Here is an 18,351-nt window from a genome sequence, read left to right as displayed (position 1 = left end):
GTCTCGCATCTACCCTGAAAATAAGATAGAAGCTGCCAATGTTCCCGCAAATGGAGAAGAAGAAGGTTTGCGGTTAGGGAATATACCTTAGAAAGAGATTTTCATCCTCCATGGTGCAAATTTACACTTGCATGGGCGGTCTACCCTAAAAAATCAGTGTTAGTTCAGGAAGGAATGCGGTGACTCCAGCGACGAGCATATGCTTCACGAAATAAACTTCGAGTTGTCTCGACGCAAATAACAACAGATCAACACTTTCAGAGGCAGAGACAGGCACATGTACTTTAGCAGTATACAAAATATATAGTGTGGAGGCTGAGGCATTCTTCTGCTAAAATCTCGTGTGATTTCACTCATTCCAATAGAATAAAATTATTTTCTTCCCTCATATTATAAATCTCCACTTCCATGAGCCATCTATCCCTTCAAAAAATAGTGAATAAAAGTATCACTTACCTAATAACAGAACTAATAAACTATACAAATGTAATGGAGGAGTCACTTATTTCACGTTGAATATGATGATGACATGTAAAAAACAATATCTGCCTTTCCTTAGCCATTTCATTTAAAATAGAAAGGACACGCTTGCGCCGTGTTCGATCAAGATTTACTAACGTCTCATCCATTATTATTGGAAACTTTATATAAGAAGGATCATTTAGCGCTAAGGAAAAACGGAAAGCTAAATATAGTAATTCACAGGTTCCACGACTCAATTGTGCAGGTTCAAATCGGATTCCATCGTTCCTCTCGATGATAAATCGTTGCTCACCTAATGGAGCAAAAACCTTTATATATTTCCCCTCTGTCATTTCACAAAAAAGAGTTTCAGCTTTTTTTATTACATTTGGCTGTTTATCTTTCTCATACACTTTTTTCACTTCCTCAATAATGTGATTGCTTAAGGAAGCGATAGTCCACCTTTTTACAATTGATTGAAGCTCCTCTTTCATTTGGGTAAAAATTTGTTTCACTTCTTCGTACGTTCCATCTTTCTCTAAAAATGATAATTCTTTTTCTAAAGCTGCTATGTTTTGGCGTAATTCATCGCTTTCCGATTCCAATTGCTCCCAATCAATTTTCAACCTTTTCTGTTCTTCAACTGGATCATAATCACCGTACAATAAAAGGTTAATAACTTTTTCTAATTCATTTTCATCAGGAATAATTATTTTCATCTTTATCCATTGCTGAAGCTTTTCATTCTTTAATTTTGTTTGCCTTTCAAAATCATTTCCATAATGACGAAACTCTTCTTCATTACTTACTTTCGCTTTATTAAGCATTCCATTTATCTCTCGTTGAATTTCTTCTAGTTCAATTTTCAATCGAGTAACCGTCTCTTTATAATGATTTCTCTGATGTTCCTTCTTATTTTGTTCTTGTTCCAATTCTCCTTGCTCTATTAAGAAATGCTTCAACCTATCCATTGAATGAATAATGGATAATTCATCATTTACTCCAATATTGTTTATTAATTCCTCAACCCTTTTCTCAAAAGCTATTTGTGATAATTCATATTGTTTTATTTTTTTTTCTATACGATTTACCTCTTCTTCATACTTTTTCCATTCCTCAACAGCTTGAAGAAGACTATTAAAATATTCTAAGCTCAATTTATTTGGAATATGGTATTTATCACACCATTCCTTTAATTCATTTAAAATAGATTCTATCTTCCCATTACATTGTAGGATTCTTTTTTCTTGCTCTTTTCGTTGCTCTCGAAGCATTTGTAGATGCTCAATTCCTTGCTCATAAAGACTGAGTTGCTTTTGATGTTTTTCTAGCTCTTCTTTCCATTTTTTTACGTCTGATAATTGATAATCAGTAAGGGCTAATTCCTTCTCCTCTAGTCGCTGACTAATAACTTCTTCTTTAATAAGAAATTTATTCTTAGTTTTTCTTATGGAAATTCTTTTAGTAATGATAAGAAAAAGAAAGATTAGAAATAGGCTACCCGATACAACTGTAACTAGCAATTCATTAAATAGAATAGACAGGAGGCTTGTTCCTAATAAAACAACACTTAAAACGACAAAAAATCTCTGCTGTTGTTTTTCCCGTTTGATCATAGCTTTATTTTGATTGATCATGTCGTTTTGCTGATCTTTCAACAGCGTTCTCTCAAAATCAATTTGAGTCCTACTCTCTACCACTTTAATGTTTCGTTTAAGTTCATCTATTTCCTTTGACGGAAGTAATGTTGTTGCAAGTTTTTCTACAGCTTCTTCTTTAAAGTCAAGCTCTCTCTCTAATCGATCTGCATCTTCAGAAAGACGTTGATCTGTTTCCTGTTCGATATTTAATCTTTGTTTAATGTCTTGTAATTGTCCTTTCATATAAGGGGAGAACGGAATAGATTCAAAGCTCTCACCGTTCATTTCTTTATCCCATCCTAGTTCTAAGGAGGACATTTTATTTATCAGATGCTCCTTTTCTATTTCCATGTTATGTAACTCCTGCTGCCTTCCTTTATACATTTCTTCATTTTGCAGGAGAGAATTAATCTCATTTCTCATGCTTGACCATTGTGGATGGAGGGAAAGTGAACTAATTTCTTCTTCTATAACCTGTAGTTTTACTTCTTCGTTTCTTAATAATGCTTGTTTATCCATTTTTTTATCTAAAAAATCATCTAATCTCTTCAAACCATTTTCAGGAAATGAGACAATATTGTTTTCATTCTCTATTAATAAGCGTTTCGATTCCCAATCCTTAGCTAAATCTATAAGTAATTCGTGCTTTTCAGCTTTATTCGTTTTTGTATTAATTTCATGTTGACTTTGTTTGTTTAAAGCTAGTTTTTGTTTAAAGGATTTCAATCTATTAGTCAATTCATCGTATTGATCTATACGTTCTTCCCACTTATTAACTTCCCTTTCCGTATCCTCTAGCTTTTTTACTAATACGTTCATTTCTGTTTTTTTACCACGAGGCTTAAATAACTGATCCATTTCTGAATGGAGTTTTTTTTGTAGATGAAAAACGGATTGTCCACCACCAATTCCAGTATCAAACAAAAGTTGATTTAAATCCTCTGGGTTCATGTTTCCTATTCCATTTAACCCTTCTAAATCGAAATGAAAGATTCCCTGAAAGCTACTAACATCCATATTTTTTAGAATTTCTTCTAAAGTTTTTTCATCACCAGTTTGGCCATCCTCAAAATAAACGGTTACATCACCTTTTACCTTTCGACCTTTTATCCGTTCAATTACAATACGTTCTTGTTGATCGTTTTCGATAGTTATAGTACCACCGTAAGCATTATATTCCATAGGTAAGTATTGATTTTCACCTTTTTTGGGAAATCCAAATAATATTCCCTTTAAAAAGGACATAAAAGTCGTTTTGCCAGACTCATTTTCTCCAAAGAAGAGTTGAATTCCTTTGTCAGTCAAATCCCAACTTACATCTTTCCACTTTCCATATCCGTATATATGAACCTTTACTAGCTTCATAATTTTTCCACCTCACTTATTAATGGTGAAAGTAATTTTTTTTCTGCCTGATCAATAATTTCTAAAATTTCCTCCTCCTCTAAATCTGTTATGTATTTCTTCATTATTGGATGTGAGAACACTGGATTGACCACACTGCTAATATCCTTTTCATCCTTAAGTGAATCAACAATTCGAACAATATCACCTAAAAGGTGCTCCTGTTCTCGAAGTCTTTCCCTATCAATAGAAGGTGAAGTTAATACATTTATATGATCTATCCAAACACTAGGAGTTGTAAAAATATCATTTCTCATTAATGCAAGTAAATTTTGTTGTTCATTATCCTCTATGAGCTGATCGTGTAACACACCATTTCCAATGATGTGGATTGTAAATAAATAGACTCGATTATCTATTCTCTTATATACTTCTTCTTCAATTCTATCTGCCAATTGATTAATTGTATTTAAATTATCTATAGAAATCGATATGGTCTCCCACAATACGGAAGCTGTATTAAAAAAGGACAAACTTGCATTACTCTTTGTTAGTTCAACATAATAAGCTCCCTTTTCTCCCGTTTCTTTTCTATTTCCACCTTGAATATTACCCGAATAAATAATTGGTGGATTGTGATGTAATAGTTGTCTTTTGTGTATATGTCCTAACGCCCAATAATCAAAATCTTTTTCCACTAGTTCCTTCACGGTAAATGGGGCATATGGTTCATGACCAAACTGTGTTTTTTCTTGTCCATGTAGTAAGGCAATATGGTAGGCATCCCTATCACCTACATGTTGATAGAGTGGGGCTGGATTATCGAAAAAAGCTTTAGAAGGATAACTAAACCCGTAAATATAAATACGATCATGGTCCTTATTTTCAATGTAAATTGGTTTAACATCCTTTTTAAAAATATGGACATTATCAGGCATCGTTGTTTTGTCTTTAGAATCAATCAGTGGGTCATGATTACCATGTATAATATAGAGAGGAATTTTCTGTTCGTTAAGACGTTCCGCTTGTTTTTTTAAAAACCATTGTCCTCTTAAATAACGTTGTTCACGATCATAAATATCACCAGAGATTAACACAAAATCCACATTTTTTTCTATAGCTTTACAAACGAGTTCCTCAAATGAATCGTACGTTGCTCTTTTTATTTTCTCAGTAAGTTGTTGCGGCATATCATAGTGAGTTCGAATAGATCGTCCAAGGTGAATATCCGCACAATGAATAAAACGGAGCATGTTTTTCACCCTTTCATTTTAGTAATATTTATCATATTTTACCACAAAATAAGAATGAATGTTCTCATGTTAAAAAACTATTTTATTTTGGTATAAACTTTGGGAATTAGAATATATATAGAATGAATCTTATAAAGAGGTGGGGAAAATGGGAAAATATTATTTAACAGCATTTGATCGACAGGGAACGCTAGTATTAAATGAGGTATTAGATGCAGCAGATGATATACAGGCACAAAACCTAGGTTTAAGAAGATTGTCAGAAAAAAGATTATTACAAAACCCAAGTCGCATTGTCCATTCTTCTGGGGGCTTGCTTTACTTCCATCAATAATACTTAGTAGTCTAATAAGTAAGAAAAGCACAAGGCGTTCCAATTACGCCTAGGTGCAGCCTAAGTCCTGTAGGAAACTATTGCATAACAAAAAATGTAGAAACCACCTAATAAAGGTGGTTTATTTTTGCTTATTACATATTCGTTTAGTTTTGCATCGAATAAAATGTTGCCGTTACTTTACCCAGTAGTCTTTCTTTATCGTCTTGTAGGACACATTCTACAAAATTTATATTTGACCCTTTTTTTACAAACTGCGCAGTAGCATGAATCTTCCCATCTCTACTCGTTCGAAAAAACTGTGTTTTTAATTCTAAGGTTACACCAGGTCGATCACTAAAGGCAGCGCATAGATGTCCCATAGCAGTATCAGCAATATACGTAAGAATACCTCCGTGAATAAAGCCTACGGGATTAAACATTATTTCTGTAACAGGTGCATCTATGTAAACTTTTTCTTGCCCTTCATCATATTCTATATTTAGATCTAACAAGGAATACATAAATTGTTGACCAGTATCATCTTGATGAACCTTTAATGCACGTTCAAAGTTGTCTCGTAGCTTCCTTTCATCCATTTGGTACACCTCAACTTTCTACTTTTTTATTATATATTTAGAGTCGACGTCTTCCCTGCAATCGAAAATAATGTTCGAATTTATTAACAATATTTCAATTATGAAATCCATTCAGTTACTAGAAAATAAGTCCTTTAACATATCAATTTTTTTATGTGTATATTCTTTATACCGATCAATATAGGTTTGAGGATCTTTAGGATTGGCAAAACGATCTATCTTGCCTGTGTTACGATCCACCCATTTGCTTGCAGCACCACAGCCTAAGCCAATAATTGTTTGAACCTCTTCCATAATCATAATATTATAGATACTTTCTTGCTCAGGTAATGCATACCCTACATTTTCAAGATTACCAAGAATGTTTTTTTGGCGATACAAATAATAAGGAACATATCCTTGCTCCTCCATCCAACGACTGGCAAGTTGCATCATTTCTCGAATTTCTTCTCGTTCTGCTACTTTATACTTTTCTTTATATTTCGTCATCTGAGATGCTCGCTTATACGAAAGGGTATGAACAGTTAAAGAAGTTGGGCGAAGTTGTTCTGTCTCCTCTAACGTATGATTTAATTCCTTTACCCCTTCCCCAGGGAGACCAATAATTAAGTCCATATTGATGTTCCTTAAGCCACTTTCATATGCTAGTCGATATTTATCAATGGTTTCTTTCACGGAATGGTGCCGCCCGATGGCTTTTAAGGTTTCATCTGTGAAGGACTGAGGATTAACACTTATACGATCTACCTTCCACTTTTTGAGTACTTCTATTTTTTCATGTGTAATTGTATCTGGACGTCCCGCTTCCACTGTCAGCTCTCTTACTTGATCCACATTTGGAAAAACATCATACATTTTCTCATATAAGGCATCCATTTGTTCTGCCGTAATACTTGTAGGGGTTCCACCACCATAATAGATTGTTGTTACTTTAATATTTTCGTCTTTTAACCATTTACCTGTTATCTCCATCTCATAATGTAATCCTTTTAAAAACTCCTCTACAGAACCATTTTTTCCATTAATAGCGTAAGCAGGGAAAGTACAATAGGCACACATCGTGGGACAAAAAGGTATTCCTATATAAATACTTACTTCCTCTTTTATTCGATCTAAATCAGGAACAACAGATAATTGTCTATCTACAATATTTTCAAGAAGGCTTATCTTTTCACTCTTCAATAAGTACTCTTCTTTTAGAGTTTCATGAATCTGTTGTTTTGTCTTCCCTTCTTTTCTCATGAAGTGATAGAGCTTCGTAGGACGAATTCCAGTTAGAATACCCCAGGGCTGTTCTATTTCCGTATAGTTTTCAAGTAATTTCAAAAGAACGATACTTGTCCCTTGTTTTTTTAACTTGATTTTCGGTTTGTCATCATTTCTCTGCAACGTTACCTCTTGAAAACCAATTTCTTTTCCATGCTCATTTAAGTAACCATAAACGTTCAGGGAATGGTCACTATTTTCCTCTTCATAAATGGATAGGTAAATCCCTTTATCAACGGACTCACTTTTTTCAATAAATGTCACTTCCGCTTCATCATTAAATAACTGTACAATCCGTTCACAACTTCGTTTATTTTTTTCCTCGATCCCGAAGAGTGTAATTGAATTCATCCTTTTTATTCCTTTCTAAACTACCAACATTATCTTACGTTCGATTTGAATTTTATCAAGGGGAGCATTAGATTGCAATGACAATGATACAATTCTTTTAAATACAAAAGGTGCGGTTAATAGAAACCGCACCTTTTACTTTCAGTTCTTATTTGTAAACGGCTGGATGTAACTGTTTCCTAAACACTTCTTTAACAGCATATCCAACTCCATTTTGATTATTCGATCTTGTTACCCAACCCGCTACATTTTTTAAATCTTGTGAAGCGTTACCCATCGCCACTCCTAACCCAGCTTGAGTAATCATTTCTTCATCATTTTCACTTGCTCCAATTGTGACCATTTCTTGTAGAGAAATCCCTAATTTACGCCCTAAAATTTGGAGACCTTTTGCCTTAGATACAGTACCATCTACTATATCTAGACTCCCTTCAGCGGAAGAAGTCATATGAACATTTCCAATAGTCTCTTTTATTTCTTCCATTGCATCTTGTCGTTCCTTTTCATTCCAGAACTGTGCTTTTATCTTTGGTACGGTTAATGGTTGATCAATTAAATGATGGCTCGGTGAGTCAACATAATTGATTGGATAGAACAGAGGGTCTCCTACACCAATATTCATTCTAGCAATTAAATGATGACGTATACGGACTTTATTTCCTATTGCATATTTTTCATGTAATAACCGTATATGACAATGGTAATTTTCTAATATATCCACAATTTGGTACACTCGTTCAGAATCTAACCTGCGTTCAAATATTGGTGATTCTAATTCTGATGCTACAAATGCTCCATCATGAGTGACTAAGTATGCATCCTCAAGTTTTAATGCTTTTGCAACTTTCTTTGCTGATGGAAATGATCGTCCAGTTGCTAAAGTGATATACACCCCTTTTTCTTTTACATACTCAATTGCTTCCTTCGTTTCCTTTGCCAACCGATGATTTGGTTTTAATAAGGTACCATCGATGTCTAACGCTAATAGACGAAATGTCACTGCTGCCAACTCCCTTCCTTGGTCCTTACCCGTATTGGTAATACATATATGTCCATTTAGAAATGAATAGAACCATTCGGAAAAGAAAACTTGGCTATAAGTACTGTTTTATTCGTACTACATTGGATTTATATTCATAGGAATGCAAAAAAAGTGAATCAGAACAAATAGTAATAAGTTTGGTATGGGGTTAGGTTATTCATAGGAATGCAGACCTTCATGCATGTAAAATTTTGTTGCACGGGGTTTTTGTACTCGGTCTTTTCGTACCTGGTTCAAGTTCTTTCATATATAAAGAAAAACGGACATGAAAAAATTTTCACATCCGATTAAGCATTTTCTTATTATTCTTGTGGTGCTGCACCATAAAGCTCTTCTAATGGTTCAGTAATCACTTTATTAATTTCTGTAATTAATTGACTCATGCGTTGCTCTGATTCCATTAATTTTGAAATTGTTTCGTGCTGTTGAACTAATTCAAACTGCTTTTGAGCTTGTTGAATCTCTTCTTCTGTAATTTGAGCACCTTGCATTTGCTTTTGTTGCAATTCAACTTGTACATTTCTAAAGTTATCAAGCATACGCTTTGCAACCTCATCACTATTTACTTGGTCGTGTAAATTTTTTAAGAGAGTAAACTCTTCACTTTCTTTTAAGACACTGGCAAGTTCGTGTGCCTTATCATAAGGATTTGCCATAAAACTATTTCCTCCTCAAATTTTGTACGCACATTCGAAGCAGAACGAATACTATGAACGAAAGATACGTATTTATTATTCTACCCTTACGACTATAACATGAAACATAGTGGAATTCATCCTATGAATAAAAATTCAAACTATTAGGAAAAGATATACAGCTTCATATATTTTCATTTATATAAGAATAGAAAAAACAAAAACAGGGAAGATTTTTTACAGCTTTTTTTAAAACGCTTATGACCTTATTATTTTCGTAAAATAATATAAGTCATATAAAGGTTCAAAACCAACTTTCTTATATAAGTTAATAGCCTGTTTAGACCCTTAACTATGAGAGTAAATATTTCTTACAAAAATATATAAATGATTACACCTTGAACGAAGCCAACTAGCGCCCCAATAAGTGCTCCTAGAGTAGCAATCATTTTTAACTCTCTTTTAGCAATACTAAGGAGCATCGTTTCTAGTTTTTCAAGGGGGAAATTATTTATTTGGTCCTGCACAATTTCTCGAATACCAATCTTTTTCATAACTGACTCTAAATTTCTTTCTACAACATAAGTAATTACTTCTACTATCGATGGAAAAATTGATTTTACGATAACCTCTTCATATTGCCTTGCCCAATCCTTCACCGGGGCATTCCACTGACCAATGATAGGAGTTTCATCTATAATACTTTCTACAATTTGTTCAATTTTTTCTTCTAATACAAAGCTAGACAATATATCGTCTGTTCTTTTATTTAAAATATTTTCATATTCATTTTTTAGCAAACGATTTAATAAATCATTTGTATTTTCATCCTGAATTAGTTTTGTTAACTCCTTCGTAATTAAAGTGGAAGGAGATACTCTTTGTAGCATCTTTCCGAATAATCCTCCCACATTTCCCTTCGTTTCAAAATAGCGACTTACTAGAATGTCAATTTGTTCTTTACCTTCAGGTGAATTAACGTATTCTTCTCCTTTTTTTAGAAGCCCTCGAGACACCGTTGGTATGTGACCTTCAATCTGCTTTTTCCATTCATCGGATAAAAGTTCTCCAACTCTTTTATGTCTATTTTCTGTAAGTACTTGCTCAATTTTACGTTTTATCGTTCTTTCATAGGAATCCCTCACCTGTTTTACTGACCAACGATCTCCCAAGTGTTCTCCTAATAAAGAATCAATTGTTCCTTCTTGATTCATAAACGAACGAACAATATGAATAAACTTCCCTTCTATTTCCTTTTGAAAGGAGCTTTCAAAAATCTTTTTGGAAATCCCCTCAGGAGTAACTAAGTGCTCCTCCACCATCTTCCCCAGCTGAAAGGCAATGTCTTCTCGTCTTTTTGGAATAAGACCTGGCGTAAAAGGAACGTGAAAGGGGCCTATTTTCACTGCATGGTACGGGCGCAACAGCATTCGAATGGCTATCAGGTTCGTCCCTCCACCTAATACAGCCCCAATTAACATAAGACCTACTATCCACAATGCATTAAAATCCATTCGTATCACCTTTTCTTTTCATCCTCTGCACATCTTAACAATGTTAGTCATAAGATACGATATCCACTACTACCTAGTAAAAAATGTGGTTTACCTAGTGCTAACGTTGAAACATGGAATGAGAATTCAACATAGATTCAATTTTAAACAATAGATATTAAATGAGGGATTATTGATGCTTTCCTTCACTTTTTACATTAATAACATGGAGATAAGTCACTATATTAAAACAAACCAAGTAATTATTCCAAAGAAGGTTGCATCCTTATGGAATATTCAATCACCGATGACTGCAACCATGTGTAACCATATTTTATCCATGAGTGTTGAAGTTGTTGTTGATCCACTGCTTGATGATTCTACGATGAAATTACAATCAACAGTATTTTCAAAGCTAGCAATTCCTAAACAAGAGAGAATTCAATGTATATACGACTCAGCCAATATGAAGTTTCATTTAGGTCCTACAGTCGGTGTCGTTCTTGGTGATATAAGAACGGATATTGAAGAGCCCTTTGGAATAATCACACCATATATAAAAGAAATGGCAAAACAAGCGTCTAAATTATTTATTCCATTCTTTGTTTTCTCTTATAAGAATGTAAATGGTTCTTTTGTAGATGGATTCGTCCTTCGAGATAATAAATGGTGTGAAGAAAACTTTCTTTTACCACAAGTTATTTATAACCGTATCGGTCGAAGAGATCAAGAATTCTCCACGAGAGGACAGAATTTTTTCAACCTTTTAAAGGAGTTCCATATTCCGTATTTTAATGATCAATTCATACACAAGTGGAAAACCTTTACTTTCTTCTATAATGAACCAATTCTACAACCCTATATTCCTGAAACGAGACATTTGCGATCAAAAAAGGATTTATTAGATATGTTCGAACGTTATACCTCTATTTACTTAAAACCTTTTTGGGGAAAAGAAGGATCAGGAATTATTCTTATAGAAAAACAAAGTGAGAACCGTTATTTAATCACGTACCCGCAAGATAGTGATTGGGAAACAAAAATATCTACTTCTTTAAATGAACTTTTAATGCTATTAAAAGATAGAATAAATAGAAGGTTGTATCTAGTACAACAAAAAATATATACGAAAGAAATCTTTGATTCAGCTATAGACTTTCGAATTCTTTGCATAAAAAATCATCGTGGTTATTGGGAAACGTGCTCTTCTATTGCAAGAATAGGACAGAAAAATAAAATAGTTTCTAACCTCTCACAAGGGGGAACACAAAAAAAATCAATAGATGTTCTAGAAAATCTAATGTCCAAAAATGAAGCCCTCCAAATGGATCGACTTTTGCGAGAGCTTGCTCTTCAATGTGCAAATGTTATAGATCAAGAAGCAAGCGGAATTTACGGGGAATTAGGTTTTGACTTTATGGTTGATAATCGTAATCGCGTTTGGATTTTAGAAGTGAATATTAAGCCTTCCAAAAGTGAATTTAGACAAATGGAAGGGAAAACTCCTCCTTCTATAATACAAATTCTACTTTTTGCTGCCTCTTTAACGCACTTTTAATATTTTGTAATGAAGGAGAGCTTATCATGAGTTCACTAGGTATCCTACAGCTGAATCCAACTATTCATAACGAATATATGAATGAATTAGCTAAGAGCTGTTCCTTAGCTGGAATAGATGTTATTTCCTTTTCTCCATTTAACTATGACGAAAAAAACAATAGTGTAAAAGGTTTACTTTTCAACAGAGATAAGAATTTTTGGAATAAAACTACGTATCCACTTCCTTTATATATATATGATCGTATATTTTTTCCAAGCAACAAAAGCATTCATCCGCAAATAAATAGAATGCTTAATCAAATAAAAGAAAAAACAACTTTTCTGGGGACTGGACTTCCAAATAAATGGACTGTATATAAATGGTTAAATGACAACCATTTTATTAAGGAATTCTTACCACCAACTGAACTTTTAAAGAAAAGCACTTTGCAAACATTTTTAAATCAATATGGAGAGATAATTATCAAACCAATTTTCGGTTCAAATGGCATCGGGATATATGTTATTGAAAGGAAAAGGGGGGATCTATTTTCTATTTATTGTGGAAAAAGAAAGCAACATCACCTTATTCGTGGTGAAATAGAAACTCTCCATCAATATTTAATAGAAAATGTGATTTCCAGTAACTATTTAATTCAACCTATGCTTTCACTTAAAGTTGGTGAGCAGCCTTTTGACTTAAGAACTATCCTCCATAAAACTTCTTCACAAAAATGGATAGTTGTTGGAAACGGCTTTAGAATAGGAAATAATAGAAGTTTTATTTCTAACCTGCATGGTGGAGGAATTGTTTCTCCATCTATGAAAATATCAAAGAAGTATATGGAAAGTGTAAAAAAAACGGTGAAGCAGTTGTTACATGTTATCCCTTATCATTTAAATAACTATCATCATCCATTATTTGAATTAGGAATTGATCTAGGTATCGATCTAGATGGAAATGTTTGGATACTGGAGATAAATTCAAAACCTGGTTATCAAACTGTGATGAAAACTACCACACCTGAAAAAAGATTAGAAATCTATAAAGGGATCATACAAATTATCGAACACACTTCCATTCCTAAATCAAAAAATAATGACATACTTTAATGAAAAATTCTATATTGTGTTAAAGGAGTGTAAAAAATGCCTCATATGGTTGAGATAAAACAACTAGAATCAAATGATCATGCATATAAACTTTTTATCTCGAACAATTATTTAAGTGAATGGAATATTCAAGAAGGAACAGAGAAGAACGTTCAATTTGGTACAAAAGAAGTGACTTGCACTGTCCATTCTAAAGAGGACATTACAAATGATACTTGTTTCCTTTCCAATCGCGCATGGAATAAATTATGTATTCCATATCCAATTAAGCTTTCAATAGAATATGACAACGTAGAAAGAATTTTCATTGGTCCCATTATCGGCATATACACTGCTGGATTTACCGGAAGCATATTAAGACCTGTAGGAGAAAGATCGTTTTTATTTGCAAAATACCTTCACGCTGCAAGGACAACTGGAGCACTTGCTATTATATTTGGATCACACCATATTGATTGGGAGAACGAAACGATGGAGGGCTACTCCTTTCAAGAAACAGGATGGAAAAAAATAAAGGTTCCAATTCCTAATGTTGTATACGATCGTTTACCTAACAGAAGAACAGAAATGCACCCTACGTATTCTGAAATAAAAGAACGTCTCCAAAAAAACTACCAAATCCCTTGGTTTAACCCTGGATTTTTTGATAAATCTCACATATACGAACAACTAATTAACCTTTCCGATGTGAATAAATATTTACCTACTACCATTACTAGTCCAACTGACAAAGAAATAAAGTCCTTTATTAATCAATATAAACATGTCTATATAAAACCAAAGAATGGAAGTCTCGGTATGGGAATTCATCAAGTACTGTTTGATGACAAAGAAAATTATTATTACTGTCGTTTTCGAGACCACATTCGTAACCGTCTTAGAAGGTACGGATCTCTTACAAGATTATTACAAAACCAATTCCCAAATGGCTTTGATCAAATGGTCGTTCAACAAGGAATATCATTATTGAAATATCAAAACAATCCTATTGACTTTAGGGTTCACACGAATAAAGACGAAATGGGGAAATGGCGTATTAGTGCAATAGCTGCCAAAATCGCTGGATCTGGAAGTGTAACAACCCATGTTAAGAGTGGTGGACATATTAAGTCAATAAATGAAATATGGGAGGATTTAAAATTACGGAAATCATTACTAGAGGAATTAAAGACAACTGCACTGCATTTAACGTACGCAATCGATAAAACAACAGATGGAATTGTGGGGGAAATTGGATTTGACATAGGAATTGACCAAAATGAAGACATTTGGATGTTTGAAGCCAATTCAAAACCAGGAAGAACAATTTTTTCTCATCCAAAATTAAAACAAGAGGATCAATTAACGAGGAAATTACCAATGAATTATGCTAACTATTTATATAAAGAAGCCATTATGGATTATAGCGCGAATGACGAAGTAACAATTTAACCGAAAACCTACAAAATATTTATGAAGGATGGTTTAAATTGAATATTTCTTTATATAGAAGAAATAAAAACGTCATTATTCTTGTAGCACCTAAAGAGGACACATTATTTACGGGTGAAATTGAATATTATATGAAATTGTTATACGCCATTCAAAAGAAAGGGGGGACTGGTTACATTCTTCCTATTAGTAAATCTAATCAATCATTCGGGTTTCAATGGAATGAAGAGGCTAATTATTGGATGAAGGTTAAATGTCCAAAGCCTTCATTCGTATACAATCGTTACCCTTATCGTCGCAAAGAAAAGGAAGAATTTTTTCAGTCCTACCTTTCATGGCTAAATAAAGAGGGTATTCCATATTTCAACCACTGTTTTTTTAATAAAGTATCCATTTGGAAATTAGTGTTACAACATCAACAATTAAAAATTCATTTTCCACAAACAGATCTCTTACGGACAAAGAAAGATCTCCACTCATTTCTAGAAGCTTGTCCAACTACTTTTTTAAAAGAAAGCTCTGGTTCTCAAGGACACGGCATATGGAAGATTGAACGACATGCAAATAAATATACTCTATACTCCCAAGAAAAAACATTCTCTTCCCTTTCCTACGCAAAATTAGCCAATTTACTTAAACCTATCATTCAAAAGGAAAACACTCTCATGCAAAAAGGATTAACTTTTCCTAAAATTGATGATAATCCTTATGACTACCGAGTTTTAATGCTATATTGTGAAAACGAATGGCATGTTGTTGGTATCGGCATACGTCATGCAGCCCATGGAGGGTTTACTACACATGTTCCACAAGGGGGGCAAATGCTCTCAATGGATGATATTACAGTACGTCCCCAGTTAAAACAGGTATTACATGTAGGAAACTTAATTGGGACAATGCTTCAGGAAGAATATATTCACATTAAAGAGTTTTCCTTTGACTTTGCCCTTGATTATTCTCACCATTTTTGGATTTTAGATATTAATAGTAAGCCTATGTCTTTTGATGAACAAAAAATTCAAAAGCGAAGAATAATATTATTAACAAAAATTTTTATGGAAGAAGGTTAGTGTTATAACAATTATTAATATAAGTAGGATAACTTCCCTTTCATTTGATAAAAATAGTAAATGAGGAGGGATATTGTTATGGATAAAAAAGATTCAAATTTTGAAGGCCGAGACCGTGCAATGGTTGATGTTGATCGAATGACGAATGAAGGTTTAGCAGGTGGTAAAGATCATATTACTTTTAGTAAAAGACAAATAGATGAAGCACAAGATTTGAAGGAAGAATCACCACCATATCACGCTAAAGAATAAAAAAACGATAAAAAAAGACCGAACGTCATTGTTCGGTCTTTCAACTTGGAAAAGTACTTCACTAGCACTCAGACCGTAGTTTATATATACTAGATATGGAACCTTAATAAAGGAGTACTAGAATAATGCTCAATCGACTCAAAGACAATTATGCACATGCAATTTCAAACAATTTTAATGACATACCATCAACATATCGATTAAAACTATCCGATCATACTGGGGACAGCATCATCTTCGATAAACGAAACCTTTCTAGTGATGAAATACAACTGCTAGAAACACTTTTCAATTCTAACAATGATGCTTTCTATACTCCGAAAAATGAAAAAGAACAAATATTATACAATTTACTTGTAGAGAGTATGGAGCCAGATCTAACAATTCTAAAAAAGAGTTACACCTCTCCTTTTCGATTTGTTTATTTTTATATTCAAGGTTCTATTGGAGATCACGGTGAATTTGAAGAAGCATTGAAAAACCTATTTTCATCGTCGCAAGAGGTTTTGTGGATTAATTCTAATCACGGTTTTTTTATACAGTTGATGAACATAGAGGAAGAAGAGGAAATTCCAATTGATTCTATCGTTGACACCATTGCCTCAGACTTTTTTGTTCAGCTCTATGTTTATGTTGGTTCCTCTATGTCAAATGTGGAAGATATGAAGGAACGGTTTATATGGGAAAAAGATATGTTCGATGTAACAAGACAAGTTATGCCATCAAAAAAAATATTTATTGAACATGAAATTATTCCATACCTTCTTCTCCGTGACATAAAAGATACAACAAAAAATACATTAATAACAATGCTTTCACCCGTTATAGATGATCAGCAGCTGTTAGAGTCTGTTAAGTTTTATCTAGAGTGTAATATGAATACCAGTTTAGCTGCTAAAAAAATGTTCATGCATCGAAATACACTTCAATACCGAGTGGATAAATTTATTGAAAAAACATCAATAGATATTAAACGTTTTCCAAATGCAGTAGCAGTTTACTTTTTGTTTATATTACTGCAACACACACATCCTGATGACTAGACACAATATTGTAACAATAATCAAAGATATAAAGTCACAACTTGTACTCTCTTTCCCAAAGACCTTCGTCCAACGGATAAATCACTGGGATAGTAGTTCTAGATACCTTTTCGTGGAGTAGGATGACTCATTTCTTTATCGTCTATTTACACTAAATTACTTCGTTAAAATAACAACGTTTGCAATTTGCATAAAAAAACCGCCTATTTTTTATGCAACATTACAGTAGTTTTGAAAACCTTTTCATTATACACTATGTCTAGAAATCAAAAATGAATGGAACGTTACTACGTTCACATAATTTAAGGAGTGGAATTCATGGCAGATATTACTTTTAAAGGTCTCTACAAAATCTATCCTGGAGACGTACAAGCAGTAACTGACTTCAATTTAAAAATTGAAGATAAAGAATTTATCGTATTCGTTGGACCATCAGGTTGTGGTAAATCTACAACACTTCGTATGGTTGCCGGTCTTGAAGAAATTTCAAAAGGTGAGTTATATATCGGAGACACTCTAGTAAACGATATCGCACCAAAAGATCGTGACATCGCGATGGTATTCCAAAACTATGCACTTTATCCACATATGAATGTATATGATAACATGGCTTTTGGTCTTAAGCTTCGTAAGTTTAAGAAAGACGAAATTGAAAGACGTGTACAAGAAGCTGCAAAAATCCTTGGTCTAGAAGAAATGTTAGATCGTAAGCCTAAAGCAATGTCTGGTGGTCAGCGTCAACGTGTTGCACTTGGTCGTGCAATCGTTCGTGATCCAAAAGTATTCCTTATGGATGAGCCATTATCTAACCTTGATGCAAAGCTACGTGTACAAATGCGTGCTGAGATCTCTAAACTACACCAACGTCTACAAACAACAACAATTTATGTAACGCATGACCAAACAGAAGCGATGACAATGGCGACTCGTATCGTTGTTATGAAAGACGGAGTTGTTCAACAAGTAGGTGCTCCAAAAGATATCTATGATAATCCAGAAAACGTATTCGTTGGTGGATTCATCGGTGCACCATCTATGAACTTCCTTACTGGTAAATTAACTGATGGTTTCTTCGAAGTTAATGGGTACAAAGTAAAAGTTCCTGAAGGAAAAATGAAGCCTCTTGAAAAGTTCAATGGAAAAGACATCATCCTTGGAGTACGTCCTGAGGACATCCACGATGAGCCTGTATTCATTGAATCTTCAAAAGAAACTAGCTTCGAAGCTAAAATCGAAGTATCAGAATTAATGGGTGCGGAAACATTCCTTTACTCTAAAGTTGGTGGTCAAGACTTTATTGCACGTGTAGATTCCCGTACTGATATCGGTGCTGGTAGCTCTCTAACTATGGCAATTGATATGAACAAAGTTCACTTCTTCGACCCTGCAACTGAATTACGTTTACGTTAATAACAAGAGGCTGTCCAATCAAGTCATTGAATGACTTATGAGGACAGCCTCTCTTTTTTAAATTATGTATTTTTTTATAAAAGTGTAGGATATAC

Annotated in this window: 15 protein-coding genes; 8 read left to right on the top strand and 7 right to left on the bottom strand. The window is 33.7% G+C overall.

The window, feature by feature from the left end:
• Positions 1 to 476: 476 nt before the first annotated feature.
• The gene (locus QA612_RS02750) at positions 477 to 3,467 is read right to left on the bottom strand and encodes an ATP-binding protein (RefSeq protein WP_278282224.1); all 2,991 of its coding nucleotides are present in this window, start codon (positions 3,465 to 3,467) and stop codon (positions 477 to 479) included.
• On the bottom strand, positions 3,464 to 4,699 hold the full coding sequence (locus QA612_RS02745; RefSeq protein WP_278282223.1) for a metallophosphoesterase family protein: 1,236 nt from the start codon (positions 4,697 to 4,699) through the stop codon (positions 3,464 to 3,466). The genes QA612_RS02750 and QA612_RS02745 overlap by 4 nt, the downstream gene beginning before the upstream one ends.
• A 148-nt stretch (positions 4,700 to 4,847) precedes the next feature.
• Between QA612_RS02745 and QA612_RS02740 the strand changes: the two genes are divergently transcribed.
• Positions 4,848 to 5,033 (top strand): YhzD family protein, encoded by a 186-nt coding sequence (locus QA612_RS02740; protein ID WP_278282222.1) that lies wholly within the window; start codon positions 4,848 to 4,850, stop codon positions 5,031 to 5,033.
• Positions 5,034 to 5,179: 146 nt separating this feature from the next.
• Here the strand turns inward: QA612_RS02740 and QA612_RS02735 are convergent, their stop codons facing one another.
• The 5 genes from QA612_RS02735 to QA612_RS02715 all read right to left on the bottom strand — a co-directional run bounded on the left by QA612_RS02735 (position 5,180) and on the right by QA612_RS02715 (position 10,419).
• A complete protein-coding gene (locus tag QA612_RS02735; protein WP_278282221.1) occupies positions 5,180 to 5,611 on the bottom strand; it encodes a PaaI family thioesterase in 432 nt (143 codons plus the stop codon).
• A 111-nt stretch (positions 5,612 to 5,722) separates the two neighbouring features.
• Positions 5,723 to 7,228, bottom strand: coding sequence for a coproporphyrinogen III oxidase (locus QA612_RS02730; protein ID WP_278282220.1), 1,506 nt, complete (start codon positions 7,226 to 7,228; stop codon positions 5,723 to 5,725).
• A 148-nt stretch (positions 7,229 to 7,376) separates the two neighbouring features.
• Positions 7,377 to 8,228 carry a Cof-type HAD-IIB family hydrolase gene (locus tag QA612_RS02725; RefSeq protein WP_278282219.1) on the bottom strand — a complete coding sequence of 284 codons (852 nt, stop codon included), beginning with the start codon at positions 8,226 to 8,228 and terminating at the stop codon, positions 7,377 to 7,379.
• A gap of 344 nt (positions 8,229 to 8,572) precedes the next feature.
• Complete coding sequence (locus QA612_RS02720; protein ID WP_278282218.1) at positions 8,573 to 8,926, bottom strand: YlbF/YmcA family competence regulator; 354 nt, start codon at positions 8,924 to 8,926, stop codon at positions 8,573 to 8,575.
• Positions 8,927 to 9,276: 350 nt separating this feature from the next.
• Entirely contained in the window at positions 9,277 to 10,419 is a 1,143-nt protein-coding gene (locus QA612_RS02715) for a DUF445 domain-containing protein (RefSeq protein ID WP_278282401.1), read from the bottom strand.
• A 175-nt stretch (positions 10,420 to 10,594) separates the two neighbouring features.
• Between QA612_RS02715 and QA612_RS02710 the strand changes: the two genes are divergently transcribed.
• The 7 genes from QA612_RS02710 to QA612_RS02680 all read left to right on the top strand — a co-directional run bounded on the left by QA612_RS02710 (position 10,595) and on the right by QA612_RS02680 (position 18,256).
• The gene (locus tag QA612_RS02710; RefSeq protein WP_278282217.1) at positions 10,595 to 11,956 is read left to right on the top strand and encodes a YheC/YheD family endospore coat-associated protein; all 1,362 of its coding nucleotides are present in this window, start codon (positions 10,595 to 10,597) and stop codon (positions 11,954 to 11,956) included.
• A gap of 26 nt (positions 11,957 to 11,982) precedes the next feature.
• Positions 11,983 to 13,050, top strand: a complete 1,068-nt coding sequence (locus QA612_RS02705; protein WP_278282216.1) for a YheC/YheD family endospore coat-associated protein — start codon at positions 11,983 to 11,985, stop codon at positions 13,048 to 13,050.
• Positions 13,051 to 13,086: 36 nt separating this feature from the next.
• Positions 13,087 to 14,481 carry a YheC/YheD family endospore coat-associated protein gene (locus tag QA612_RS02700; RefSeq protein ID WP_278282215.1) on the top strand — a complete coding sequence of 465 codons (1,395 nt, stop codon included), beginning with the start codon at positions 13,087 to 13,089 and terminating at the stop codon, positions 14,479 to 14,481.
• A 38-nt stretch (positions 14,482 to 14,519) separates the two neighbouring features.
• Positions 14,520 to 15,551 (top strand): YheC/YheD family protein, encoded by a 1,032-nt coding sequence (locus QA612_RS02695; protein ID WP_278282214.1) that lies wholly within the window; start codon positions 14,520 to 14,522, stop codon positions 15,549 to 15,551.
• 78 nt (positions 15,552 to 15,629) lie between these two features.
• Entirely contained in the window at positions 15,630 to 15,803 is a 174-nt protein-coding gene (locus QA612_RS02690) for a hypothetical protein (RefSeq protein WP_278282213.1), read from the top strand.
• 125 nt (positions 15,804 to 15,928) lie between these two features.
• A complete protein-coding gene (locus QA612_RS02685; RefSeq protein WP_278282212.1) occupies positions 15,929 to 16,846 on the top strand; it encodes a PucR family transcriptional regulator in 918 nt (305 codons plus the stop codon).
• 318 nt (positions 16,847 to 17,164) lie between these two features.
• Positions 17,165 to 18,256, top strand: coding sequence for an ABC transporter ATP-binding protein (locus QA612_RS02680; RefSeq protein WP_278282211.1), 1,092 nt, complete (start codon positions 17,165 to 17,167; stop codon positions 18,254 to 18,256).
• Positions 18,257 to 18,351: the final 95 nt, after the last annotated feature.

The organism is Evansella sp. AB-P1, assembly GCF_029688925.1.
In the GTDB taxonomy this organism is placed as follows: Bacteria; Bacillota; Bacilli; order Bacillales; family Salisediminibacteriaceae; genus Evansella.
This window is presented reverse-complemented; position numbering and strand designations above follow the sequence as displayed.